Below are 22,721 nucleotides of genomic sequence, written 5' to 3'. Positions count from 1 at the left end.
GCAGTGCACGGTGGGTGGGATGTCAGCGTGCCTCGCCTTTGCGAAACTTTCCGAAAAGGTTTTCGCCACCCTAACATCAAACAATTTCAGGCGTCAAACCTCTATGCTTGGGCAAACACGAAACACGATGGGAGTGGTGGTGGAACTCAACGACGGTGCTGTCCGGGTCAAGAACCCCACCCTGCGCGATGTGGCCCAGTTGGCCGGCGTCTCAATCGCCACGGCGTCGAAGGCCTTGAACGGCCGCGACCATGTGCATCCGGAGACCCGAACTCGAGTGCACGAAGCCGCCCGCCTGATTTCGTTCACTCCGAACGCGCTCGCGCAGGGTCTCATCGCCGGCCAGACCGGCACCGTCGGGCTGATCACCGGAGATCTTGATGGGCGCTTCAGCATCCCCATCCTGATGGGCGCGGAAGACGCGTTCGGAACCGGCAAGATGTCGGTGTTTCTCTGCGATGCCCGGGGCGACGCCATCCGGGAGCAGTACCATCTCCAGGCGCTGCTGAGTCGACGTGTCGACGGGTTGATCGTCGTCGGCAGCACCACGAACCCGCGGCCGTCATTGGGTTCGGATCTGCCCATTCCCGTGGTCTACGCGTATGCCCCGTCGCTCGATGCGTCAGACATTTCGCTTGTCGCCGACAACGAACAAGCCGGTTCGGATGCCGCCGCGCACCTGGTCAAACGCGGGCGCATCCGCATCGCACATATCACCGGTGATGCCGGCTACCTTGCGGCGACCGATCGTGCGACCGGGGTCGAGATCGAACTCGCCCGTTCGGGTCTCACGCTCGTGGGCGGTGAGGCCCGCTATGGCAGTTGGACCGAGGATTGGGGGCGGCGCGCAACACAGCAGCTCCTTGCCGAACATCCCGACGTCGACGCGATCCTCTGCGGAAGCGACCAGATCGCTCGTGGCGCCCTCGATATCCTGCGCGAGGCAGGAAAGATCGTGCCGGATGAGATCGCTGTCATGGGCTTCGACAACTGGGAGATTTTCACGTCTGGCGCCAGGCCGGCCCTCACCAGTGTCGACATGAACCTCGAAACCCTCGGCCGAGCCGCCGCCCGCCGGCTCTTCGCCGCGATCGATGGCGACCACTCCGGTGGCATCCAGAAGCTGCCCTGCCGCGTGGTGGTGCGCGAGACAACCTGATCGGTGGGGCCGCCGCCTACTCCGGACGTTTCTGCTTTGCCGGCCAAGCTGGCTCGTTCGGGCCGTTCCAAATGGTGACGATTCCCCAGGCCACTGCGGCGATCGGCACCGACAGAACCGCGCCGACGATGCCGCCGACGATCGTTCCGATGGTCAAGGCGAGCAGAATCACCAGGGCGTGGAGCTTGAGCGAGCGGGCCATCACGACGGGTTGCAAGAAGTTGCCCTCAAGCTGGTTGACCGCGACCACAACGATGATCACAATCAGCGCAACGCCCGGACCGTTCGCCACAAGGGCGACGAGGGCGGCCAGGATGCCGGCCACTGTCGCCCCGACCAGAGGAATGAACGAGCTCAGAAAGACGATGACGGCCAGGGGAAGAGCCAACGGAACCTGCAAGATTGCCAGCGCCACGCCGATTCCGATGGCATCGACGGCTGCCACGGTCGCTGTGCCGCGTACATAACCGCCCAGGGTCGTCACTGTCTTGTCGCCGATGCGGCGGGCACGGGCGTAATGCTCCCCCTCAAAGGGCCGGAGCAAGAACTCCCAGATGCGCGGTCCATCCTTCAAGAAGAAGAAGAGCACAACGATCATCAACACCAGGCCGGTGACGAAACCCGTTGCCGCCGAGACGCCGGCGAGGGCGCCGCTGCCGAACTGGCTACTGGTGAGAAATGTGGTGATGGCCTTCTGCATGCCCTCGAACTGCTCGGTGCTGAGCGCAAACGGAAGGTGAGCAAGCTCATCCTGCAACTGCAGAATTCCGTCTTGCGCCGAGGAAATCAGGTCACCCCACTGGTTGCGCACCGCATTGACGATGAGCCAGCCGATCCCGCCCAGTACAACAATGAGTGAGAGCAACGCCAGCCACGTGGCCAGGATGTCGGGAACCCGGCGCGAACGCATCCAGCGCATCAACGGGTTGATGGCGGCTGCCAGAATCAATGCGAGCACGACGGGGATGACCACCAAGCTCAGCTGAGTCATCCCGAAAACCAGCACTCCAACGACGATGAGCACCGCGATGATCTGGATGCTGCGGGTCGCGATGCGACCGAAGCCGTCGTTCCACTGGGTCCTGCGCGCGGGCGCATCCTTCTGCGGTGCGGACGGCTCGCGGTGAACCACAATCTGTCGGCGGTCAAACAATCCCATGAGAGCCCCTCGTCGTGTCGACAGACGTCGATGCGTCTAGCCAAGCTCAGTTCGGTGCATCTGAGTGTTCTCCACGCCGACACTCAGAATTTCATCAGGTGAGGCCGTCTCAAGTGATCTCCTGTGAGGCGATTCGTTTTCGTCGTGGTGCAGTAAGCCTCACGAGTGTCGAGCTACGCAGGCTGGCCGCAATCGTGTTCTCCACTTCGGAGATTTCTTCCCACGAGTCGTGAATCGGCCCATTTTCACACCGAGTGGTCAAAATCTCCGAAGTTAGGAACAGCGCTGAACATGGCGCGCCGCCGCCCCCGCGCGCGACGAGCTGAAGGCCCCGTTCAGGACGCTTGTTGCCGTCGAGAGTGGGGGCAGCCAAATGACGCTTGTGCAGCTGGCCCGGTGTGCATCGGCGGCCTGCGTCCAGAAGAGTGACGCGCTCATCCGTGTCGGTCACACCGGCGATGTCTCGGCCGTTGACGACTAAATAACGCGGGCGGCACGCTTCGCGGAATCGTGTTCGCGCCGCTGGAATTCAGCGGCCAGCTCGACCAGTCGCTCGTGCTCGTCGCGGCCGATGGATGCCCGATTGGCCCGATTGCGCGCCCACGAGAGCATCGGGAGCATCAGCTTGACGACGAGATGGTTGAGCAACCGTGGTTGAGTGCGAGTGGCTGCTGCGGTCATCGTTGTCACCGCATCTCCGCGGAGGCCACGCTGTTGGCCGTCCACTCTTCAGCTAGCAGATCGGTGCGCGGGCGTCCAGCATCGGGTGGAGACGCCGATGCCGTTCCAGAGATTGATCACGACGATCAGGCTGATCAGTGCGGCGACCTCGTCCTCGCTGAACTCGATCAGGGCTCCGGTGATGACGTTCTCAGGAACGTGAGTTTCTGAGAGTCGGGTGATTGCTTCGGTGAGCTCGAGGGCGGCACGTTCCGCAGCGGTGAAGAAGGAGGAGTCGCGCCAAATGGCGACCGCGTGCAAGCGCTGTTCGGTGTCTCCGGCGTCGCGGGCAGCTTTGCTGTGAAGATCGACGCAGTAGGCGCATCCATTGAGCTGCGAGGCGCGGAGACGGATGATCTCGCGGAGGCTGTGCGGGATGCCGGCGCGGTCGAGCTCTGCGGTCGCAGCGTCGTCGAGGTCGCTCACCGCGCGGGAGAACGTCGGAACGATGGCGTCGAAGTCGAGGCGCGAGCGAACCGGGATGCAGGTTGTTGTTGTCGTCATGGCTTCGACGCTAGATGACGGGCGGCCCTCTGCTACAGTCCAATTTCATGAAGAATCAATGGGCCAATTTCGGGCTCGATCTACACCTCGGCGTCGCGCCAACTCGACGAACCAAGTCTTTGGAAGAGGCGTTGCGCTCGGCCATTCGCAGCGGCCGGCTCGGAGCCGGGACTCGCCTGCCTGCTTCCCGCGTGCTGGCCGCCGATCTCGGGATGGCCCGCAACAGCGTTGCCGAGGTCTACGGTCAGCTCGTCGCAGAGGGATGGCTGCTCGCGCGTGCCGGCTCCGGAACCTGGGTGAGCGGTCTACCGGCCGGCGCGGCCGGAAGCGCGCTGACGCCGCCGACTGCCAGACTCGCGCTGGACCTGCGTGGAGGGATTCCGGATGCCTCGACATTTCCACGCTCCGAGTGGTCGTCGGCGGCCCGCCGAGCGATCAACGCCGCATCCGCCGACAGCTTCGGTTACCAGGCCGCGCAAGGCGTGGACCGGTTGCGAGACATCCTGGCAGAGTATCTGGCCCGCACGCGCGGTGTCTTCGCCACCCCTGACGACGTGTTCATTGCCCATGGCTTCGGCGACCTCCTCGCCGTCGTTTGCCGTGCCCTTCGCGCATCCGGAGCACGCCGGGTGGCAGTCGAGGAGTACGGACACGCAGCACATCGCGCGATCATCGCCGCGGCGGGCCTGACCGTCATCCCCATCGCAGTGGATGACGATGGTGCGGTCGTCACCGAACTCGATGCCGGAGGAGCAGATGCCGTGCTCCTGACTGCAGCGCACCAATTCCCTACCGGCGTCCCCCTCTCCGCTTCGCGACGGATTGAGCTGATCCAGTGGGCGGAGCGCACCGATGGCCTCGTCATCGAGGATGACTACGACGGCGAGTTCCGCTACGACCGTCGAAGCATCGGCGCGCTCCAAGCGCTTGCACCGCAACACGTGATCTACGCCGGCACCGCCAGCAAGAGCCTTGCACCGGCGGTCGGCCTCGCCTGGGGAGTCATCCCGGATCGACTCATGCCCGGTCTGGTCGAGCAACGTACATTGCTGGGCAGCACCGCCGATGTTCTCGCCCAAATCACTCTGGCCGAATTCATGCGGGGCCATCAGTACGACCGACACCTCCGGCAGCAACGGGCACGCTACCGGAACCGTCGCGAGGAGTTGGAGAGGACATTCACAGCGCTGGTGCCAGGCACCCGGATCAGCGGATTGTCCGCCGGACTGCACTGCCTCGTCGAACTCCCCCCTGGTGTCCTCGAAGCCGACGTCACCGTGGAGGCTGCCCAGCACGGTCTTAGCTTTGAGGGACTCAGCACCTACCTTCCCGAAGGTCGCCTCGCCTCTCGTGCACCGGCAATGGTCGTCGGCTATGGAGCGCCACAGCAGCGTTACTATCCTGCGGCGCTGCGGGCCGCGGTGAGCGCGATCATGCGCGCTGTGTAATACCTACACGGGCACGTCAAAGCTTAATTCCGCTCGCCTCGACGCGCTGCTCGAGCTGCCCGCAGGCCGAACCGCATGCGGGACGATCGTCGAGGGCATTGTTAGCTTTGGGCCCTCTGATTGGTATCGGCGCTTGCGATCGCGCTGGCAGTTCGACAGCGCCCATTTACTTTTCGTATTTCCAGAATCGACCCTTGCCGCCGGCGATCCATTCCAGGGCTTCATCTATTCGCCGTTGTCGTGTGGTATCGGTCTTTGCACTATCAAGCCACACGATATAGTTCTTGCGAAATGACGCCGATTGGTTTTCGAAAACTTGTTTGGCAACGGAGTTTGTCGATAGTGCTTCTAGGAGATATGCCGGAGTTTCCACCGGTTCGCTGTTCGGTGCAGCTTTGGCTGTCTTGTCGAGTTTTACGCCTCTGTCATTTAAATCAATCGCTTGTTTGATAAAGCCTGCGAGCTCTTCATCTGATGGCAGCTCGGACATACTCGTGATTCTGCTCATAAATCGCTGGCCCGGCTTTACCTTTTTGCCGCCAGCAAACCGGGGATCGTCCATGAATTCAGACTTTATGAATGTGAGCGAACAGTGGTTTTTAGCTGAAGCCAGGACGCACATAAAATCGTCTTTGTAGTCAAAATGCGGGATAGCCCACTTAACCGACTCCACTACATCGGGGCAGTTCTTATGTATCTGCTCTCTCAGATGATTGAGGATTGGTCTGGCAAAGTCCTCAGAGTTTTCGATGTACTGTGTGACTTTTGGGTCAGCATTCTTGAGTGACATTTATATATTCTCCTTCCGGGACATCGTTCAATTGTTAGATGTAGCAACGCTCAGCGGGACGACTGTCGAAAACCTTGCGCTCGAGCGCCGCGCGTTCGACGGCGTACCCGCACAGCTTAAGCGAGTGCCTCCTGGGCGAGATCGATCAGAGCTGCCCGGTCTGCTCGCGCCAGGCGCGCTCCTTCTGGATCCAGGCGTTGTCCTGGGGGAATTCATCGATTGACGGCACGCGACGGATCTCGGTCTTGCTTCCCGCGGTCATCGGCGCGCGCTTGGCCCATTCGACTGCCTCCTGAATCGACGCGACGTCGAGGATGTAGTAGCCGTTGAACAGTTCCTTGGTCTCTCCGTAGGGACCGTCAGTCACGACCGGCGTCTCTCCCGTGAAGTCGACCACGACCCCGTTGTTCGGGTCGTCGAGGCCTTCGGCCGCGAGCAATACGCCAGCCCGGATCAGCTCGTCGTTGAACTTGCCCATCGCGTCGAGGATCTCGGTGAAGTCGACGCTCGTGAAGTTCGCGAACGACTCGTCGGTCGCGCGCATGATCAGCATGTACTTGGCCATCTCGTACTCCTTGATTCTGGAAGGTCGCCCTTCGACCTTCTCACCCATAGGTCGAACGGCGCGACCCCAGATCGACACTCGCAAAAGAATTCTTGGATAGTTTTCGAGCGGGACAATTCGCCACCGCACGACCGCGGGCCAGCCGGATCAACATTGACTGTACTGCCCAGGGCGCGACGTCTTCAGTCAAGCCGCCCGCAAGCCGGACGCCCATCGGGCGGCCTTTCAGGTTGCCGTGAAGTTGCACTCGAGGCCGCGTTTCGATCCAAACCGAGAGAAGGCGTCCACGCCAGAAGTCATCACCCGCCTGTTCGTCGAGCGTTCCAACGCCGGCGATGCCGAGGGCGTCGCCGCGCTCTACGAGGAGGACGCCGTGATGGCCTATCCGGCCGGCGCACAGACGGTGGGGCGAGCCGCGATCCAGAAACTATGGGCTTCAGTCCTCGCGCACAGGCCGCACTTTGAACCGGAAGAGCCTCTCCCGACTCTTGTCAGCGGCGACCTCGCACTCACCTCGACCCCACCGAAGGAGGGCACTGGAGCCCGCGCCCAGGTCGTGCGCCGCCAGGCCGACGGCAGCTCTCGTGGATGAACCGCAAGGCAGCGGTCGTCCGCCGATGCGACAAGGCGTCCCTGCTCGTTGCCGAGCAGATGGCCGCATACAGGATCTCCGAGCCCGCCTCGCCCGCATGGTCGACCCGACGGTCTACGCTTTCAACGGGGGCGCCGTGCCCATCAGGATCGGCCGGGCCCTGGTTGGCGTCGCGGTCGCGTCGGGTGTGAACGACGATGTCGAGCACGACCTCATCGTCGAGGCGTTCCGGGCCCACCTCGCCCGCTAGCAGCACTTGACGACGTCCGCCTCTACCCACGACCCCAGACAGGAGATCCCATGATCCGACACACCGTCAGCTTCGCTCTCGTGCACTCCCCCGGCTCCGCCGCCGAGGCCGAATTCCTCGGCACGGGACGGCGCACGCTCACCGCGATCCCCGGCGTGCATGACTTCACCGTTAGCCGTCAGGTCAGCCCGAAGAGCGATCACACGTTCCAGTTCTCGATGCGCTTCGCCGACCAGGCCGACTACGATGCCTACGACGCGCACCCTGACCACCAGGCGTTCGTATCGTCCCGCTGGCAGACCGAGGTCACTTCGTACCAAGAACTCGATCTCGTTCCGGTCGACTAGACACGGCGCAAACACCGCCACTCACGATCAACGGTCACATCCGATGTTCCGCCCGCATCACAAAGGTGCGGCCTTCCGCGGTGTCGCCGGAGAAGAGGCATCAGTCTCGTGCTGCTTGCGGGGCGGGAGGCCCGTTCTCCCGTTCCTGGCTGCGTCTTTCACTCGTCGGCGAGGAAGTCGACCGTCAACGGTGTCGCCCGGCAGACGGCGAGGAGCCGCAAAGCGTCAGCGTCAGCTTCATGGGACAACTGGTTTGTTATCTGACAAGGACTCCGCTTGTTCTGTTGGTATTTCCGTTTGGCCGACCGCGTAGGCAGCAGTTAGTGCAGCTTGAGATGGTGCCGCTGCTATTGTGGCGCAACCGGAACGCTCTGCGGGCACATCCGCCCTGCTATCGCGTCGGCTGCGCTCGTTTACCTGAATGGCTGGTTCTGACCGCTGGGGTGAGGCTGATCCCACTATCGGACGCGAGGAGCCGCACCTCAGTATCGTCGGGAGAATAAAGTACGGGAGATGTCGATTTGTGGACGCCCCGTTCGACGGCCCTATGAAGACACCGAACGGGTGTCCCAGCACGGAAGCGGAACCATGACACGCGAATTGATCTACACCGGATTCATTGCTCTCGACGGCGCGATCGACTCTCCCGGTGGCACGGCCGAGGGGCACCCAGGCGGCGGCTGGGTATTCGACACCGAGTTCGTCTCCGATGCGTTCTCGCTGAAGGCGGAAGAGCTCGAGGAGACGACGGCTCTGCTGTTCGGCCGCCGCAGCTACGAGGCGTTTTCGAACTTCTGGCCGACGTCTCCCGACCACGCGGCCTACCACGACCTGCCGAAGTACGTCGCATCCACGACCCTCGGCGACGACGATCTGGTCGATGGCTGGGGTCCTACGACAATCTTGCGCACCACAGAGGACATCGCCGACCTGAAGCAGACCGAAGGCGGCGCGATCTTCATCCACGGCAGCGCCGACCTCGCCCTGCGCCTGGGCGAAGCAGGCCTCATCGACCGCTACAACCTGCTGATGTTCCCCTACCTCTTGCCCGGCGGCAAAACGATCTTCAGTGCAAGTGGCGCAGACCGCCGCGGCCTAGCGCTGCGCGACTCCGCAACCTACGCCAACGGAGTAGTGAAACTCGTCTACGACGTGCGACGCTGACGACGCGCTCGACAGCATCGATCCGGAGACGTTTTCGGTGCCGTCGGTGTGAATCGCGTTGGAACCTCCAGCGGAACGCCTTGCCTTTGCGCTAGTCGATTTTCGAAAGCAAAGCCACTGCCGGACACAAACGGTGTGCGGGTGATGGACGGAATGCGCCCAGCACCATTTTGTGGTTTTTGCCGTTATTACCGGCCTATCAGCTTCTCGTATTTAGTATCCGAAGTGGGGTACCAGCGATAAATGCCGTGATGTCTTCAAGAGCCTGGCTGAAGTAGGTGTTCAGATTGTCCTTCGTGACGTACCCCAGGTGCGGAGTCAGAAGAGTACGCGGCGCGTTTCGGATCGGATCGTCTTGAGGCACCGGCTCTTGGTCAAAAACATCGAGTCCAGCGCCAGCGATCGTCCCGTTATATAGGCTTTCCAGAAGCGGCTGCCGTTGAATTATTCCAGCCCTTGAGGTGTTCACCAGAAGTGCCGAGGGTTTCATTAGCCCAAGTTCACGAGCCCCAATAAGCCCGTTGCTCCTCACGCTCAGCTTGAGATGGATGGTGGCTACATCACTGTTAGACAGCAAGTTGTCCAAGGAGCCTGCATAGACCACCCCGGCTTCCTCGCATTGTTCCTCGGTGAGGTTGCTACTCCAAGCGATCACTTCCATCCCGAACGCTAAACCGACTTTCGCGACCGCTGTGCCGATTCTTCCAAGACCAATGACACCAAGTGTGTGCCCGTGAAGATCCGAGCCGACAGTCGTTTGCCAGCCACCTGCGCGAACAATGGCGTCTTCGACCACGAGATTTCGAGTCAGTCCAAGGATGAGCGCCCAGGTGAGCTCTGTCGGCGGGGTCAGGCTGCTCGCCGTGCCACTGACCACCACACCATGCTCACGGGCCGCAGCCATGTCGATGGCCGAATTGCGCATACCAGTCGCTACCAGAAGCCGCAGCTTCGGTAGGCGCTCGAACACACTGCGAGGGAAATCAACACGCTCTCGCAGCGTCACCACAATCTCGGCATCGCCAAGGAGTCCGATCAGCTCGTCTTCTGACCCCGGATGTTCAGTAACGCTGATTACTTCCACTGTTTCTTCTAGCGGCGACCAGTCAGCACTGCTAGTTGCTACCCCCTGGAAGTCATCAAGCACGACGCATCGCAGGCGTACTGTCATGGCGTACTCCCCACTTTCCTGTGCCTAGTTTTTACCAATCGACGTCCGCTGCCCGCATGCACCGCTTCGGGATGAATCGGTACGTACCGAACCCCCGCATCGCTATCTGTCATGTCGGGGAACAGTTTACGTCGGGGTTGCTACACGAGTAGTAGGTATCTGATCCGGCTTTCCGGACGGGTCGGCCTGACCATCTTGTGACTGTGCCCGCAAGCCGGACGCCCATCGGGTGATCCCCCGAAAACTCGCGGGTCTGACCGTGCCGAAATGTCACGGTGACCGTTTGACTGTCCCGAGATTAAGCCCGATGGCCGTGCGTCATACGCAACTGCCCTTGGCCGCACATTCCGTTCCCACTCACGCGCAGACAGGTTCTGAAAGTGACACGATCTTCACTCTGCCTCACGTTCGATGCGACGAGAACGAACGCCGCCTACAAAAAACCGGCGTGCAGACCCTGAGGTCCACACGCCGGCTGAAGCCGAAGCTATTTCGCGGCGTTCTCGTCAGACGGAGTGGCGGCGCCAGGCGCCGCACCGTCGAAGTCGTCCTCGTCGTCGCTCTCTTCATCGAAGTCGCGCGGCTTCGCGTACGGGTCGGCATCGCCGGCGTACGTGGCGGTCTCAGCAAGCTGGCCCACCTCGGTGTCGCGCTCGTGCGCGGTGCGCAGCAGGTCTTCGATGAGCTTCGCGTTCTCGGGGATGCCGTCGGCGATGAACTCGATCGACGGAGTGAGCCGAGCGGTGATGTTCTTGCCCACCTCGCTACGCATCATTCCGGTGGCGGCCTTCAACGCCAGGGCGCTGTCGGCACGTTCCTCGTCGGAGCCGTAGACCGTGTAGAAGATCGACGCGTGCTGCAAGTCGCCGGTCACCTTGACATCCGTGATTGTCACAAAGCCGAGGCGCGGGTCGCGGATGCCGCGCTCGAGGCGCTTGGCCACGATGACCTTGATGCGGTCTGCCATTTTTCTGGCGCGTGCCGGATCTGTCATTGCTCTTCTCCTTCTCTAAGCCAACCAAGCCCGTCGAGGCCGTCTCCCCGGCTAGCAGGGAGGGGCCTCGACGGGCGAGGTCAACAGGGTGCTGAGGTCAACGGATGCCGACCTCGGCATGCGTGGTTAGACGCGGGGCTTCTCTTTGAGCTCGATGGTCTCGATCTCGTCGCCGATCTGGATGTCGTTGAACTTGCCGAGGCCGATACCAGCCTCGAAGTCCGTACGAACTTCAGTGACGTCATCCTTGAATCGACGCAGCGACTCGATGGCCAGGTTGTCGCCCACGACGATGCCGTCGCGGATGACGCGTGCCTTGGCGTTTCGGGTGATCGTGCCTGAGCGAACGATAACACCGGCGACGTTTCCGAACTTGGAGGAGCTGAAGACCTCGCGGATCTCGGCGACACCACTCTGAACCTCTTCGTACTCGGGCTTGAGCATTCCCTTGAGGGAGTTCTCAATGTCCTCGAGTGCCGAGTAAATGACGGAGTAGAAGCGCACGTCGACGCCTTCACGAGCCGCACGTTCGCGCGCCTTCGTGTCGGGACGCACGTTGAAGCCGATGATGATGGCGTTGTCGACGGTGGCGAGGTTGACGTCGCTCTCCGTGACAGCACCGACACCACGGTGGATGATGCGCAGCTGAACCGAGTCATCGACCTCGATCTTGAGCAGCGACTCTTCCAGGGCCTCAACGGCACCGGAAACGTCACCCTTGATGATGAGGTTGAGCGACTCGACCTTGCCCTCTTCGAGTGCACGGGTGAAGTCTTCGAGGCTGATGCGCTTGCGAGTGCGGGCCAGCAGGGCGTTGCGCTCTGCAGCTTCGCGCTTCTCAGCGATCTGACGGGCGGTGCGGTCTTCCTCGATGACGAGGAAGGTGTCACCGGCGCGGGGAACGCTGGAGAGACCCTGAACCTGAACCGGACGTGACGGCGTGGCTTCAAGAACCGCAACACCGTTCTCGTCGGCCATGGCACGAACGCGGCCGTAAGCCGTTCCCGCAACGATGGCGTCTCCGACGCGCAGTGTTCCCGACTGGATGAGCACGGTAGCAACAGCACCGCGACCCTTGTCGAGCTTGGCCTCGATGGCCACACCGCGAGCATCCTTATCCGGGTTGGCCCGCATGTCGAGGCCGGCGTCTGCGGTGAGCAGAACAGCGTCGAGGAGCTCCTGGATACCAATGTTGTTGCGTGCAGACACGTCGACGAACATGACGTCTCCACCGTATTCTTCGGCGACGAGGCCGAACTCGGTGAGCTGCTGACGCACCTTCTGCGGGTTGGCGTCTGCCTTGTCAATCTTGTTGACCGCGACAACGATCGGCACGTTTGCAGCCTGAGCGTGGTTCAACGCTTCAATGGTCTGCGGCATGATGCCGTCGTCAGCTGCGACAACGAGGATCGCGATGTCAGTCACCTGAGCACCACGTGCACGCATGGCGGTGAACGCCTCGTGGCCAGGGGTGTCAATGAAGGTGATCGGACGTTCGATGCCCTCGTGCTCGGCCACAACCTGGTACGCACCGATGTGCTGCGTGATGCCGCCGGCTTCGCCTTCGACAACCTTCGAGTTGCGGATGGCGTCCAGCAGGCGAGTCTTACCGTGGTCGACGTGACCCATGACGGTGACGACGGGCGGGCGGGGCTTGAGCTCGTCATCGGTTTCTTCGGCGAGTTCTTCGTCGATGTCGATGCCGAACGTGAGCAGCAGCTCGCGGTCTTCGTCTTCAGGCGAAACCATCTGGATCTTGTAACCCAGTTCTTCACCCAGGATGTCGAAGGTCGCCTCGTCGAGGGACTCCGTCGCCGTTGCCATCTCACCGAGGTGGAACAGCACGGTGACGAGGTTTCCGGGGCTCGCGTCAATCTTGTCAGCGAAGTCGGTGATCGAGGCGCCGCGGCGCAGACGAACAACGGTTCCACCGTCGCCGCGGGGTACGCTCACGCCACCCAGCGACGGAGCTTCGCGCAGTTCGAATTCTGCTCTCTTCGTACGCTTCGACTTGCGTGCCTTGCTCTTGCCGCCACCGCGACCGAATGCACCAGCGGTTCCACCGCCGGGACCACGGCCACGACCGCCGCCGCCGCCTGCTCCACCAGCCGGGCGCGGCGGGCCGAAGCCCGGTGCGCCGGCGGGTGCGCCGGGACGTGTGAAGCCGGGGCGTGCGGCGCCACCGGCACCGGGAGCGCCGCCGGGACGCTGGAAGCCACCGGGGCGCTGACCGAAACCGGTCGGGCGCTGACCCTGGCCGGGTCCGCCCGGACGGGGTGCGCCGGGGCGCGGAGCAGCCGGACGCGGAATGTTGCTGGGGGTCGGAACCGGGCTCGTCGGACGCTGACCCATGCCCTGCGCGCTGGCGAACGGGTTGTTACCCGGACGCGGAGCGGCGGGACGCTGGCCCATGCCCTGGTTGCTGGCGAACGGGTTGTTACCCGGACGAGCAGACGGCGGCTTCGGGATGCTTCCGCCCGGCTTCGCAGCGGATGCCGCGGCGCCATCGGTCGGAGCAGCAGAAACAGCAGCTTCGGCGGCCGGAGCGTCGGCAGCAGCAGCCTTCTCAGCTGCAGCGGCCTTCTCGGCAGCGGCAGCCTTCTCGGCGGCCTGCGTCTGGCGCTCTGCAACGGTCAGCGGCGCGGCGGGAACCGGTGCTGCATCCGCTGCGGGAGCCGCAACAGCTGCTTCAACCGGAGCAGCCGGAGCTGCAGGTGCAGCCGGGCCGGGGGTCGGGCGTGAGGCACCCGGCTTGGCCGGGGTGCCGGGGCGCGGCGCAGCGGCCGCGGCAGTCGGGGTGGCGCTGGGGGCAGCCGCGGCGGGCGCGGAACCGATCAGGCCATCAGCCTCGAGGGCGGCGCGCAGGCGCCGTGCAACGGGGGGTTCAACACTGGAGGACGGTCCCTTGACGAACTCGCCCATTTCCTTCAATTTTGCAAGGGCAATCTTGCTGTCGACACCGAGTTCGCTTGCGATCTCGTGTACGCGTGGTTTTGCAGCCACAATTCTCCTGTTCCGGGCCTGCACCCGGAAAGGGGCAGACCGTTAGTAACGGACGGGTCTCATTTCGAGCCGCTCATTAGTTATCCATTAGCCAATTCAGCCTGTTCTCTAGTTGTGTCGCGTCCAGGGGGCGCGATACGCGAAGGGCACGTCCGAAAGCGTTGCGCCTGACCGCAGCCTGGAAGCACGCGATCGTCGGATGCAGCCACGCACCTCTCCCAGGAAGTGTGGCGGGTTCATCCACCACGAGTTCTGAATCCCGGGCCACAACCCTCAGTAGTGAGGACCGCGGGGCACGTGAACGGCAGCCGATGCACGTTCTAACGGAGTCCATCGTACCCCCTATTCGGCATCCTCCAGAATGCTGTCAGGCTGGATGTCAATTTTCGCTCCGGTCAACTTGGCTGCGAGGCGGGCATTCTGGCCTTCCTTGCCGATCGCCAGCGAAAGCTGGTAATCCGGCACGAGTGCCCGAACTGCCTTGATCGATTCGTCGATGACATAGGCGCTCGTCACCTTGGCCGGCGACAGTGCGCTGGCCACGAAGGTCGCCAGGTCGGCCGAGAAGTCGACGATGTCGATCTTCTCGTTGTTGAGCTCAGCGGTGACGGCGCGTACGCGCTGTCCGAGCTCACCGATGCAGGCACCCTTGGCGTTGACGCCTGGCTCGGTTGCGCGCACGGCGATCTTGGTGCGGTGGCCTGCTTCGCGGGCGAGCGACACAATCTCGACGACTCCGCTGGCGATTTCCGGCACTTCGAGTGCGAAAAGCTTGCGCACGAGCGACGGGTGGGTGCGCGAGACCGTGATCTGCGGACCCTTCATGCCCTTGGCGACGCTGGTCACGAAAACGCGGATGCGCTTGCCATGCTCGTAGCTCTCGCCGGGAACCTGCTCTTCGGGGGGAAGGATGGCCTCAATGGTGCCGAGGTCGACGTGAATCATCCGCGGGTTCGGGCCCTGCTGGATGACGCCGGCGATGATGTCGCCTTCGCGACCCTTGAACTCGCCGAGCACAGCGTCATCGGCCAGGTCGCGCAGACGCTGGTTGATGACCTGCTTGGCCGCGAATGCAGCGATCCGCCCGAAGTCGCTCGGGTTGTCGACGGCCTCGCCGATGACGTTTCCTTCTTCATCGTGCTCTGGCACGAAAATGTCCACATGGCCGGTCTTGCGGTCGAGTACGACGCGCGCTCCGGACTCTTCTTCTGCCGCCTGCTTCGTGTGCTCATCCGGGTGGATGTGCTTGAGGTAGGCAGTCATAATGGCTTGTTCAATAATGTGCACGAGTTCCTCGAAGGGAATCTCTTTCTCGCGCTCCAGCTGACGCAGCAGACTGAGGTCGATATCCATGGCCGGCCTCCTCTATTCAAATTGTGCCGCCGCGAAACTGCGCAGCGGGCTCACCTCTAACGGTACCTGACTCTGCGGGCTCTCGTCACACGTTCGCCGCCCTGCGACATCACCCCGGCGGCGTGTTGCGTCAGATCATCCCGAACCAATAAAGTGATATCACTTTACTTGACGATGAGCGGAGCACGATGAGCATTCAGAGCAACACCCCCACGGTCGAAGCAGTCCCTGTCGGCCACGACGGAGTTCGAGTGGAGATCGAGGAACGGACCGCTGCGTCGATGCCAGGCGGACTCGGCCTACTCACCGCTGTCGTCGCACTCGCTCTCGGGATCGGAATCATCGTTGTCGGCTCTGCGATACCCCTCCTCGTGGTGTTGGGGCTCGTTTTCATCGCGGTGTTCGTGGTGCTGCTGTCGTCTCTGGTCATTGTGCAACCGGGGCAGACCAAGGTTGTTCAGTTCTTCGGGCGCTACGTCGGAACCGTGCGCCGGCCAGGGATGTCGCTGGTGATGCCGTTCTCAACCCGCCACAGTGTCAGCGTTCGGGTGCGCAACTTCGAGACGAATCGTCTCAAGGTCAACGATGCCGACGGCAGCCCCGTCGAGATCGCGGCGATCGTGGTCTGGCAGGTGGCCGACACGTCGAAAGCCACCTACGCCGTCGACAACTACGTTGACTTCGTTTCGGTGCAGGCCGAGTCCGCCCTGCGACACACCGCGACCACGCACCCGTACGACGGGTCAGAAAGCGGCGGCACCTCGCTCCGCGGTTCGACTGACCAGGTCGCCAATGAACTTGCCCATGAGGTCGCAGAGCGGATCTCCCTCGCCGGCGTCGAGATCGTCGAGGTGCGCATCAGCCACCTCGCGTACGCTGCCGAAGTCGCCCAGGCGATGCTGCGCCGGCAGCAGGCGAACGCCGTCGTTGCTGCGCGCACCCGCATCGTGGAGGGCGCCGTCGGCATGGTCGAACTGGCACTCACCAAGCTGAGCGAGGGAAACATCGTCGAACTCGACGACGAACGAAAGGCCGCGATGGTGAGCAATCTCATGGTCGTGCTCTGCAGCGACCAGCCGGCCTCCCCCATCGTGAACACCGGCACCTTGTACTCGTGACCCGCGAGCGTAAGCAAGTACTGCTACGCATCGACCCGGCACTCCACGACGCGCTGGCCCGATGGGCAGCCGACGACCTCCACAGCGTCAACGCGCAGATCGAAATGATCTTGCGGCAGGCGGTCGTGAAGGCGGGCCGTGCGCCCGCCAACCTCAGCCCGCCGAACCCGCGGGGTCGTCCGAAGAAGGAGCCGTCTGAGGCTCAGTCGGACTGACCGCCCTCTGGGGCCGCACCGTTGGTCCAGCCTGTCGAGCCCCCGTCGGCCGATCCTTGAACGCACGTCACAATCCGGCTCCGGCGGGGTACCGAAACGAGGAGTGGAGGTGTGTCGGCCGAGGTTCGACCACGGAGCAGTCTGAGCTCAGCCGCAGCGACACACCTCCGGTCCTCATTTCGGTCCCGCTCGATGATTGAGTCCGTCGAGCGATGCGCTGAGATTGTCGACGGATGCGCTCACTCGGGTGCCAGGCTCGTCCGAACGTTGCTACGGCACAGAACCACCGCTCGGCCGGGATAGCCTTGGCAAGTGAAATCGGGGCGTGGATCGGCCAAAGCGGCAACGAAGGCCGCTGCCCGTCGGGTCGAACAACGACGGCCCATGAGAATCCTGACGCGGTCTGGCATCGCGGCCATCGGCATCCTGCACATCATGATCGGTGCAATCGCGCTCGGCATTGCGACGGGCACGAGCAGCGGAGAGGCCGATCAGTCGGGGGCGCTCCATCAGATTTCGGCCATTCCCGGGGGCACCGTACTGCTCTGGATTGTGCTGATCGGCATGCTGGCACTCTGCGGCTGGCAAATTATCACCGCTCTGCTGGCCAACAATCCCGCGCCCCTCCGCCGGTGGTCTTTTCGCGTCGTCGAGCTTGGAAAGGGCGTCGGCTATGTGGTCATTGCCGCGACGGCCTTCACGTTCGCGCGAGGATCATCGACGAGTACCGCCGAAATCACCAGACGAGCGACCGTGCGATTGCTCGAGCTTCCCGGTGGCGGAATCATCATCGTCATTGTCGGTCTCGTTGTGCTCGCTGTCGGCATCTCGTTCGCGTTCAGCGGGCTCACCGCACGATTCAGCTCGGCGATTCGAGTGCCGAACGGCGCCGGAGGAGTCGCGACCATCGTGCTCGGTATTCTCGGCTATACGACCAAGGGCCTCGCGCTCTGCCTCGTTGGTCTGGTCTTCGTCTTCGCGCCGTTCACCGTCGATCGGGATCGCTTGAGTGGCATGGATGGCGCACTCAAAGGCCTGATGGAACTGCCATACGGAGACGTGACTCTCACCGTCATCGGCGCCGGCCTGGTCGCATACGGCGTCTTCTTCATCCTGCGCGCCAGGCTCGTGCGGCTCTAGCCACCGAGAACGAACCGGATGGCATGCGGCTTACCCAGGAGATCCTGGATACCGCGCAGCGCCGCGGAGATCGAATTCTGTGATGGAACGCAAAAACCGCAGTCGTTGTCGCCCCTCTCTCGAAGAACGACAACCACTGCGGTTTCGGTGGTGCGGTGGGGCCTGACGCTAGCCGAGACGCGCCGCGACGTCGGCGATGGCGACCTGCTCGCGCTCGCCCGTCTTGCGGTCCCAGAACTCGACGATGCCGTCTGCAGCACCGCGTCCGACGATCACCAGGTTCGGGATGCCGATGAGCTCGGCGTCGCCGAATTTCACACCAGGCGAGACCTTGCGACGGTCGTCGTAGAGCACGTCGCGGCCGGTGGCCTCGATTGCTGCGACGACGGTTTCCGAGGTCTCGAAGACGATCTCGTCACGGCCGGTCGCGATGACCTGCACATCGAACGGTGACACCGACTCGGGCCAGATCAGGCCCTTCGCGTCGTTATTCAGCTCGGCGATGATCGCGAGGATGCGGGTCACGCCGATGCCGTAGGAGCCCATCGTGACGGTGACGAGCTTGCCGTTTTCGTCGAGCACCTTGAGGCCGAGCGCTTCTGCATACTTGCGTCCGAGCTGGAAGACGTGACCGATCTCCATGCCGCGGGCCAACTCGACCGGACCTGAGCCGTCGGGAGCAGGGTCACCGGCACGCACCTCGGCGGCTTCAACAGTGCCATCCGCCTGAAAGTCACGCCCGGCAACGAGGCCGAAGACGTGCTTGCCGTGCACATTGGCGCCGGTGATCCAACCGGTGCCGTCGACCACGCGCGGGTCAACGAGAAAACGGATGCCGGTGGTCGACTTCTCGCCCAGCACGGCGCCTTCTGCAGTCCACGGGCCGATGTAGCCCTTGACCAGGCCCGGGTTCTTGGCGAAGTCAGCCTCGTTGGCGGGCTCGACCTCGGCTGGAGCGAAGGCAACCTCGACGCGCTTGAGGTCGACTTCACGGTCGCCGGGGATGCCGACGACAACGAGCTCACGGGTGCCATCGGGCTGCGTCAGGGCGAGCACGACGTTCTTCAGGGTGTCGGCTGCGGTCCATGCGCGACCGTCCGGGCGCGGGTGGGCGCTGTTGGCACGTTCGACGAGCGCGTCGATGGTGGGGGTGTCCGGGGTGTCGAGCACCTCGGCCGGAGTCAGCTTCTCCCAGCTGCGCGACGGCGGAACAACAGTGGTGAACGCCTCGACGTTGGCCGTATAGCCACCGGCCGAACGCACGAATGTGTCTTCGCCGACCGGAGTCGGGTGCAGGAATTCTTCGCTCTTCGAGCCGCCCATCGCACCGGCATCCGCCTTCACGATCACGTATTCGAGGCCGAGACGGGTGAAGATGCGCTCGTACGCGTCGCGCTGCGCCTGGTAGCTGACGTCGAGACCGGCATCGGTGTAGTCGAACGAGTACGCGTCTTTCATCGTGAACTCGCGGCCGCGCAGCAGGCCGGCACGGGGACGCGCCTCGTCGCGGTACTTGTCCTGGATCTGGTAGATCGACAGGGGAAGGTCCTTGTAGCTGTTGTAGAGGTCCTTCACCAGCAAGGTGAAGACTTCTTCGTGCGTCGGAGCGAGCAGCAGGTCGGAACCCTTGCGGTCCTGCAGACGGAACAGCCCGTCGCCGTACTCGTCCCAGCGACCGGTGACCTCGTAAGGTTCACGCGGCAGCAGTGCAGGGAAGTGCACTTCGTGAGCGCCGGCGTTCGCCATCTCCTCGCGCACGATCGCTTCGATCTTGCCCTTCACGCGCAGGCCGAGCGGCAGCCAGGCGAAGATGCCAGGGGCCTGGCGACGGATGTAGCCGGCGCGCACGAGCAGGCGGTGGCTGGTCACCTCGGCGTCGGAGGGGTCTTCTCGAAGAGTACGGAGGAAATAGTTAGACAGGCGTGTAGGCACGGGTTCTACTTTAGCCCCGGGTCAGCGGTGCGTCCGGTGGGCGAGTTTTCAGGAGATCTGATTCGTCACGCAACCCATTCGACGGAGATTTTCGCGGATCTGCCCGATTTCAGGCCGATCTCGAGGTTCTCGGGCGAAATCTCCGTCGAATGGGGACAAGCACTACTAATGGGGACAAGCAATACGGGTCAGGCCGACCACTGGTGAACCGACCTGACCCGTGTTCACTCAGCGAACCAGGTTGCTCCCCCAGTAGTTCAGGTCGTCAACCGAAATCTGCGGAGTCGGAGCCATCCGGCTGCCGTCTTCGAAGAATCCTGTCCGGGTGAGCGCCAGCGTCATCACGGCATGAGCCGCCGCATCGCCGAGCTCGTTCAACGCCGCGGTGCTCAGGTTGTTCATGCTGTCGCAGGCCTGGTGATAGCACGCGTCATACGGTGCGTCGGCGGTTCCGCCGTACACTGCTGCTTCCTCGGCCGTCTTGAGTTCTTCTGCTCCGCTGAAGAGTCCACCTGCCGGAATACCGGCAGCGATGAACGGCCCGTAGTCGGAACGGCCATCGAACGCGGTCGGGGCTGTCGCGAGTCCGGCTGCGGCGAAGTAGTCAGTGAAGATCGATTCGATCTGCGCCGATCCGGGAGGACCGGAGAGTCCGTCGGGATCCGCTGAACCATCGCCGTCGTAGACGAAGCGCACATAATTGGGCGATCCCAGCATGTCGAAATTCAGGTTCGCATAGATGGCAGCCAATCCGTCATCGCTCAGGCTTTCCACGTAGTGCGTTGAGCCGAGCAGACCCGATTCCTCAGCTCCCCAGAAGGCGTACCGCACCTGCTGCTGCGGCTTGATCTTCAGTTTTGACTGTTGGATGGCGGTTTCCAAGATCACGCTGGTGCCGCTGCCGTTGTCGTTGATTCCCGGGCCCTCGAGAACCGAATCCAGGTGGGCACCGACGACGACGACCTTGTCGCGGTTGCCCTTCGGGGAGTCGGCCAGGATGTTGGTCGTGGTACGTGTTTCCGCGATGACCTCCGCGGTGACTTCGACGCTGACCGGCCCCGCCTGTGTGGCGTCGTAGAGGGCGACGCCATCCGCATAGCTGAGTCCGGCGACCGGGATGGCAACCGGTGCTCCGAGCGTCACCCCGGTGAGGAGCTCAGTCCGGCCCGGGTTTCCTTCGTTGAAGACCAGAGCGGCGTCGTATCCGGCCTCAGTCGCTGCGGCGATCTTTTCTGCAAACGTGCACGTTCCGCGCTGGATGAGCGCCACTTGCGGAGAGGTTGTCGATGCGGGCGCATAGTCGGTGACCAGACATCCTGACGCCGAGCTGGGTGTTTCTGTTGCGGGAATCACGACGTTGGTTGTGGGCACGAGATCGCCGATCACGTCACCGCTTCCGGAGTATTGCAGCGTTGAGGTTTCGTAGCTCGTCGGCGTCGGCGACAGCTGGCTCACCGTGGCGGGAGTGACCTCTTGGTAGAACGGGAACTCGAAAGTCTGCTCGGTGACCTTGTAGCCGGCCTTAGACAGTTCCTTCTTGACGTACGCCGCGGAGGCGGCGAACCCTGGAGTACCGGACGCCCGTGTGCCCCCATTGGCGTTTGCGATGCGTTGCAGCGCCCGTTCGTGTTGCAGGATGCCGTTGACGCTTACCGCTTTGCGAATCTTCGTGGTGTCGACCGCATCGACGGCCAACGCCGTCGTTGCCGGCACAAGGATGGCCGCGACAACCAGTCCGGTGAGCAGGGTTCTTCTACCTCGCACGATGTGCTCCGATCAGCCCCTGGTGGGGGCCTCGTCTCATACGACACCCCGGTTGGGGCGCCCGTCACTGAGGAGGGTGCCCTGACAAGTCAGACTTGGTGGGAGTCGTTACTCGATCGTTATCGGAACAGGCGGGGTCTCGACGGACCGGAAGGCGCAGCCGGAAGGCGGACTACTTCGCGCCGACCGTCACGACCGGTGACCCCACGCTCGTGTCGCTGGCCGGCATTTCGGCAGCCAAACGGTTTGCTTCTTCGATCAAGGTCGCCACGATTTCCGATTCAGGAACCGTCTTGATGACCTCGCCCTTGACGAAGATCTGCCCCTTGCCGTTGCCGGATGCCACGCCCAGGTCTGCCTCGCGGGCCTCACCCGGGCCGTTCACCACGCAACCCATCACGGCAACGCGCAGCGGAACACTCATGCCCTCGAGGCCGTCGGTGACGTCGTTGGCGAGCTTGTAAACATCCACCTGGGCCCGCCCACAGCTCGGGCAAGAGACGATTTCGAGCTTGCGCTCACGCAGGTTCAGCGACTGCAGGATCTGCAGGCCGACCTTGATCTCCTCGACCGGCGGGGCCGACAACGAGACGCGGATGGTGTCGCCGATGCCCTCAGAGAGCAGAATGCCGAACGCCGTGGCGCTCTTGATCGTGCCCTGGAACGACGGGCCGGCCTCGGTCACACCGAGGTGCAGCGGCCAGTCGCCGCGTTCGGCGAGAAGCCGGTAGGCCTTGACCATGACGATGGGGTCGTTGTGCTTGACCGAAATCTTGAAGTCGTGAAAGTCGTGCTCCTCGAACAGGCTCGCCTCCCAGACCGCGCTCTCGACGAGAGCCTCTGCGGTGGCTTTGCCGTACTTCTGCAGGATGCTCGGCTCGAGCGATCCGGCGTTGACACCGATGCGGATCGACACGTCTGCAGCCTTCGCAGCGGCAGCAATCTTGGCGACCTGATCGTCGAACTTGCGGATGTTGCCGGGATTGACGCGCACAGCGGCGCAGCCGGCGTCGATGGCCGCGTAGACGTAGTTCGGCTGGAAGTGAATGTCGGCGATCACCGGGATCTGACTCTTCTTGGCGATGATCGGTAGCGCCTCGGCATCGTCGCGGCTCGGCACGGCGACGCGCACGATGTCGCATCCGGATGCCGTGAGCTCTGCGATCTGCTGCAGAGTCGCGTTGATGTTCGGTGTTGGAGTCGTCGTCATCGATTGCACGCTGATTTGAGCGCCACCGCCGACGAGTACCTTGCCGACTTTGATCTGACGAGTCTTACGTCTGGGAGCGAGTACCTCAGGTACTTTAGGCATCCCCAAGTTGATTGCAGCCAC

General features: G+C 63.0%; 22 protein-coding genes. 9 read left to right on the top strand and 13 right to left on the bottom strand.

Annotation, left to right across the window (positions count from 1 at the left end; all coding sequences use genetic code 11):
* The first annotated feature begins 139 nt into the window (after positions 1-139).
* A complete protein-coding gene (locus tag ABD791_RS19915; protein WP_345069629.1) occupies positions 140-1,159 on the top strand; it encodes a LacI family DNA-binding transcriptional regulator in 1,020 nt (339 codons plus the stop codon).
* Between the two features lie 16 nt (positions 1,160-1,175).
* Here ABD791_RS19915 and ABD791_RS19910 read toward each other — a convergent pair whose 3' ends face one another.
* The 3 genes from ABD791_RS19910 to ABD791_RS19900 form a co-directional block, all read right to left on the bottom strand.
* Positions 1,176-2,318, bottom strand: coding sequence for an AI-2E family transporter (locus ABD791_RS19910; protein ID WP_345069628.1), 1,143 nt, complete (start codon positions 2,316-2,318; stop codon positions 1,176-1,178).
* Positions 2,319-2,795: 477 nt separating this feature from the next.
* On the bottom strand, positions 2,796-2,999 hold the full coding sequence (locus tag ABD791_RS19905) for a hypothetical protein (protein ID WP_345069627.1): 204 nt from the start codon (positions 2,997-2,999) through the stop codon (positions 2,796-2,798).
* A 48-nt stretch (positions 3,000-3,047) separates the two neighbouring features.
* Complete coding sequence (locus ABD791_RS19900) at positions 3,048-3,542, bottom strand: carboxymuconolactone decarboxylase family protein (RefSeq protein WP_345069626.1); 495 nt, start codon at positions 3,540-3,542, stop codon at positions 3,048-3,050.
* Between the two features lie 47 nt (positions 3,543-3,589).
* Between ABD791_RS19900 and pdxR the strand changes: the two genes are divergently transcribed.
* Positions 3,590-4,990 carry a MocR-like pyridoxine biosynthesis transcription factor PdxR gene (gene pdxR, locus ABD791_RS19895; protein WP_345069625.1) on the top strand — a complete coding sequence of 467 codons (1,401 nt, stop codon included), beginning with the start codon at positions 3,590-3,592 and terminating at the stop codon, positions 4,988-4,990.
* A 166-nt stretch (positions 4,991-5,156) separates the two neighbouring features.
* Here pdxR and ABD791_RS19890 read toward each other — a convergent pair whose 3' ends face one another.
* Positions 5,157-5,780: a YdeI/OmpD-associated family protein gene (locus tag ABD791_RS19890; RefSeq protein WP_345069624.1), complete on the bottom strand. Its 624-nt coding sequence runs from the start codon at positions 5,778-5,780 to the stop codon at positions 5,157-5,159.
* 145 nt (positions 5,781-5,925) lie between these two features.
* Entirely contained in the window at positions 5,926-6,345 is a 420-nt protein-coding gene (locus ABD791_RS19885; RefSeq protein ID WP_345069623.1) for a YciI family protein, read from the bottom strand.
* Positions 6,346-6,580: 235 nt separating this feature from the next.
* Between ABD791_RS19885 and ABD791_RS19880 the strand changes: the two genes are divergently transcribed.
* From ABD791_RS19880 to ABD791_RS19865, 4 genes are all read left to right on the top strand, one after another.
* Entirely contained in the window at positions 6,581-6,937 is a 357-nt protein-coding gene (locus ABD791_RS19880) for a YybH family protein (RefSeq protein ID WP_345069622.1), read from the top strand.
* Positions 6,938-7,034: 97 nt separating this feature from the next.
* On the top strand, positions 7,035-7,187 hold the full coding sequence (locus ABD791_RS19875; RefSeq protein ID WP_345069621.1) for a hypothetical protein: 153 nt from the start codon (positions 7,035-7,037) through the stop codon (positions 7,185-7,187).
* A gap of 50 nt (positions 7,188-7,237) precedes the next feature.
* Positions 7,238-7,534, top strand: a complete 297-nt coding sequence (locus ABD791_RS19870; RefSeq protein ID WP_345069620.1) for a Dabb family protein — start codon at positions 7,238-7,240, stop codon at positions 7,532-7,534.
* A 588-nt stretch (positions 7,535-8,122) separates the two neighbouring features.
* A complete protein-coding gene (locus ABD791_RS19865; RefSeq protein ID WP_345069619.1) occupies positions 8,123-8,698 on the top strand; it encodes a dihydrofolate reductase family protein in 576 nt (191 codons plus the stop codon).
* 199 nt (positions 8,699-8,897) lie between these two features.
* On the opposite strand, the gene ABD791_RS19860 is transcribed toward ABD791_RS19865, so the two are convergent.
* From ABD791_RS19860 to nusA, 5 genes are all read right to left on the bottom strand, one after another.
* Positions 8,898-9,869, bottom strand: a complete 972-nt coding sequence (locus ABD791_RS19860; protein ID WP_345069618.1) for a D-2-hydroxyacid dehydrogenase family protein — start codon at positions 9,867-9,869, stop codon at positions 8,898-8,900.
* Positions 9,870-10,356: 487 nt separating this feature from the next.
* On the bottom strand, positions 10,357-10,863 hold the full coding sequence (gene rbfA, locus ABD791_RS19855; protein WP_345069617.1) for a 30S ribosome-binding factor RbfA: 507 nt from the start codon (positions 10,861-10,863) through the stop codon (positions 10,357-10,359).
* A gap of 126 nt (positions 10,864-10,989) precedes the next feature.
* A complete protein-coding gene (gene infB, locus ABD791_RS19850) occupies positions 10,990-13,866 on the bottom strand; it encodes a translation initiation factor IF-2 (RefSeq protein WP_345069616.1) in 2,877 nt (958 codons plus the stop codon).
* Positions 13,867-13,942: 76 nt separating this feature from the next.
* Positions 13,943-14,200 (bottom strand): YlxR family protein, encoded by a 258-nt coding sequence (locus tag ABD791_RS19845; RefSeq protein WP_345069615.1) that lies wholly within the window; start codon positions 14,198-14,200, stop codon positions 13,943-13,945.
* Between the two features lie 8 nt (positions 14,201-14,208).
* Positions 14,209-15,219 carry a transcription termination factor NusA gene (nusA, locus tag ABD791_RS19840; RefSeq protein ID WP_345069614.1) on the bottom strand — a complete coding sequence of 337 codons (1,011 nt, stop codon included), beginning with the start codon at positions 15,217-15,219 and terminating at the stop codon, positions 14,209-14,211.
* A gap of 188 nt (positions 15,220-15,407) precedes the next feature.
* On the opposite strand from nusA, the gene ABD791_RS19835 reads away from it, so the two are divergent.
* The 3 genes from ABD791_RS19835 to ABD791_RS19825 all read left to right on the top strand — a co-directional run bounded on the left by ABD791_RS19835 (position 15,408) and on the right by ABD791_RS19825 (position 17,692).
* Positions 15,408-16,337, top strand: coding sequence for an SPFH domain-containing protein (locus tag ABD791_RS19835; protein ID WP_345069613.1), 930 nt, complete (start codon positions 15,408-15,410; stop codon positions 16,335-16,337).
* Positions 16,334-16,552 carry a type II toxin-antitoxin system antitoxin gene (locus ABD791_RS19830; protein WP_345069612.1) on the top strand — a complete coding sequence of 73 codons (219 nt, stop codon included), beginning with the start codon at positions 16,334-16,336 and terminating at the stop codon, positions 16,550-16,552. The genes ABD791_RS19835 and ABD791_RS19830 overlap by 4 nt, the downstream gene beginning before the upstream one ends.
* A gap of 384 nt (positions 16,553-16,936) precedes the next feature.
* Positions 16,937-17,692, top strand: a complete 756-nt coding sequence (locus ABD791_RS19825) for a DUF1206 domain-containing protein (protein WP_345069611.1) — start codon at positions 16,937-16,939, stop codon at positions 17,690-17,692.
* 168 nt (positions 17,693-17,860) lie between these two features.
* Here ABD791_RS19825 and ABD791_RS19820 read toward each other — a convergent pair whose 3' ends face one another.
* The 3 genes from ABD791_RS19820 to ispG form a co-directional block, all read right to left on the bottom strand.
* The gene (locus tag ABD791_RS19820) at positions 17,861-19,624 is read right to left on the bottom strand and encodes a proline--tRNA ligase (RefSeq protein WP_345069610.1); all 1,764 of its coding nucleotides are present in this window, start codon (positions 19,622-19,624) and stop codon (positions 17,861-17,863) included.
* Between the two features lie 228 nt (positions 19,625-19,852).
* Positions 19,853-21,388: a M28 family peptidase gene (locus ABD791_RS19815; RefSeq protein ID WP_345069609.1), complete on the bottom strand. Its 1,536-nt coding sequence runs from the start codon at positions 21,386-21,388 to the stop codon at positions 19,853-19,855.
* A 172-nt stretch (positions 21,389-21,560) separates the two neighbouring features.
* Complete coding sequence (ispG, locus tag ABD791_RS19810) at positions 21,561-22,721, bottom strand: flavodoxin-dependent (E)-4-hydroxy-3-methylbut-2-enyl-diphosphate synthase (RefSeq protein ID WP_345069608.1); 1,161 nt, start codon at positions 22,719-22,721, stop codon at positions 21,561-21,563.

It is taken from the genome of Glaciibacter kafniensis, assembly GCF_039538945.1.
Classification (GTDB): domain Bacteria; phylum Actinomycetota; class Actinomycetes; order Actinomycetales; family Microbacteriaceae; genus Cryobacterium; species Cryobacterium kafniensis.
The sequence above is the reverse complement of the archived record's forward strand: the minus strand, read 5'-3'. Positions and strand labels throughout refer to the sequence as shown.